The organism is Burkholderia sp. (assembly GCF_018375725.1).
Lineage (GTDB): Bacteria > Pseudomonadota > Gammaproteobacteria > Burkholderiales > Burkholderiaceae > Burkholderia.
The window spans coordinates 1-2,576 of sequence record NZ_JAHACR010000437.1; the positions used below are offsets into that span (position 1 = coordinate 1).

Annotated in this window: 1 protein-coding gene and 1 pseudogene; both read left to right on the forward strand. The window is 67.8% G+C overall.

Going from position 1 to position 2,576, the window contains the following annotated elements; translation table 11 throughout:
• A partial coding sequence (locus tag KH616_RS24025) for a flavodoxin domain-containing protein (protein ID WP_292253666.1) occupies window positions 1-1,788 on the forward strand: 1,788 nt, incomplete at its 5' end.
• A 393-nt stretch (window positions 1,789-2,181) separates the two neighbouring features.
• Window positions 2,182-2,576 (forward strand): annotated as a pseudogene (locus KH616_RS24030) (hypothetical protein); the annotation flags it as partial.

The following is a 2,576-nucleotide window of genomic DNA, read 5'->3' on the forward strand; positions in this document are numbered from 1 at the left end:
GGCGGTGTGCCGGTGCTGCCGTCCGGCGCGCCGCTTGCCGGGCCGACGCGTCTGTGGCTCGACGGCATGCTGGCCGGCCTGTTCAGCCGTGCGCAGCCCGCGCGCGAGCCGGCCGCGGCATTGCACGCCGCGCATGACGAAGCCGCGCCGGGCGGCGTGCGGATCGTGCGCACGCGACCGAAGGTGGTGCTGCTGTGGGCATCCCAGACCGGCAACATCGAATCGCTGACCGACGACTACGCGACACAGCTGATGAACGCGGGCTTCGAAATCCGCGTGGCCTGCATGTCCGACTACCCGGCCGCATCGCTGGCGAAGGCGCAGTACGTGCTGCTGATGACGAGCACGTTCGGCGACGGTGATCCGCCGGACAACGGCCGCGAATTCTGGGACGCGCTGCAGGGTGGCGGCGTGGCGCGTCTCGATGGCGTGCGCTTCGCGGTGCTTGCATTCGGCGACCGCAACTACGATCAGTTCTGCGGCCACGGCCGCCGGCTCGATGCGCGGCTCTCCGAACTCGGCGCGCTCCGGCTTCACACACGCGTCGATTGCGACGTCGAGTTCCAGGACGATGCGAATCACTGGCTCGACCGCGTCGTCGCGCGGATCAAGGAGGAGGATGCGGCGCTGCATGCCGTGCCGGCCGACGGGATGATGCCGTCCGGCGCGTTGCCGACCAAGGCGCATCCGGCGCCGTCGAAGCTCGTCGCCAACCTGCGGCTGAACCAGCCGGGCGCGTCGAAGGACACGCGCTACGTATCGCTGTCGACCGAGGGCGCGAACCTCGAATACGAGGTCGGCGATGCGCTCGGCGTCTGGCCGGCCAACTGTCCGGAGCTGGTCGACGAACTGCTCGACGTCACCGCGCTGAAGGCCGACACGCCGGTGACGGTCGTCGGCGTTGGCGAAGTGCGCCTCGGCGACGCGCTCACGCACCACTTCGACATTACGCGCGCGCATCCCGATACGCTCGCATTCATCGCTGCGCGCAGCACGAACGGCGCACTGAAGGCGCTGCTCGGCGACGCGCGCAAGGCGGATCTGAAAAACTGGCTCTGGGGCCAGCAGCTCGCCGACGTGCTGTACGAATTCCCGGTCGAACTGTCCGGTGCGGAACTCGTCGGCATGCTCAAACGCATGCAGCCGCGTCTCTATTCGATTGCGTCGAGCCCTCACGCGCATCGCGACGAAATCCATCTGACCGTGTCGGCGGTCCGCTATCACAATGGCCGCCGGGCGCGCAAAGGCGTCGCGTCGACCTTTCTCGCGGATCGGGCGGGCGATGGCCGCGTGCCGGTGTTCGTGCAGAAGTCCGCGCATTTCCGGCCGCCGGCGAGCGGCGACGTGCCGGTCGTGATGGTCGGCCCCGGCACGGGCATTGCACCATTTCGCGGCTTCCTGCATGAACGCCGGACGCGCGGCGCACGCGGACGCAACTGGCTGTTTTTCGGCGAGCAGCACGCCCGAACCGATTTCTATTACCGGGACGAACTGACCGCGATGCACGAAAGCGGCTTCCTGACCCGTCTCGACCTCGCGTTCTCGCGCGATCAGGCCGAGAAGGTCTACGTGCAGGACCGGATGCGCGAGCGTGGCGGCGAGCTGTATGCGTGGCTGGAGGAGGGCGCGCACTTCTATGTGTGCGGCGATGCGTCGCGGATGGCGAAGGACGTCGATGCCGCGCTGAAGGCCGTGATCGCCACGCACGGCGGGATGTCGGACGGCAAGGCGAGCGAATACGTTGCCCGGCTCGCGAAGGAACGCCGCTACGTGCGCGACGTCTACTGATCTTTTGACGTTCCGGCGGCCCTCCCGGCCCGGCGCGGGCAGGCGCGTCACGCGGGTTTCTGCTCGCCGCGGGCGCCCGTACGAAAGAATTTCCCCAAAAACGTCCGCCGCCATTCATCTGACGAAAAATTGCACCGGGTTCCCGGTATCATGCCGGTCTCGCGCATGTAGGAACCATTGAGTTATCCGCCGTCGCCGCGCGATGCGGATGCCGGCGGCGTCGCTGCCGGCGGCGAATAAATTTGTAATGTTGATTTCGTATACTTGTAAATTCTGACCCCGGCGCCGCCGGCCCACGCGTCGACAGGCCGCCAACACAGAACAACCCGATTTGCCGCCCCACCGCACGACTGTCCGGCGCGGCGACACGCTATGCAACACCACGAATAATCTATGTCTTCCCGCCACCCTGGCTCAACCAGCCGTGCTGCGGCGATGTTCGGCCGCGTCTCGACCCTGCTCCGCCATGAGCGTGTCCTGTCGCCGCTGCTTGCGCTCGGCATCGGCCTGCTGTTGATCGTGGTTCTCCAGCACGTGTCCGAGAGCCTCGACTACCGGTCCGTGATCCGCGAGCTGCGGCGGATGTCGCTCGTCGAGTGGGGCGCATCGCTGGGCGCGACGCTCCTGAGTTATCTCGCGCTCGTCGCCCGCGACGCGGTCGGCCTGCGCTACGTCGGGGCGAAGGTGCCGCGCGCGGCGCTCTGGATCGGTGCGATCGCCGGCTCGGCGCTCGGCAATGCGACCGGCTTCGGCGCATTGACGGGCGGCGCAGTGCGTGCGCGCGTCTA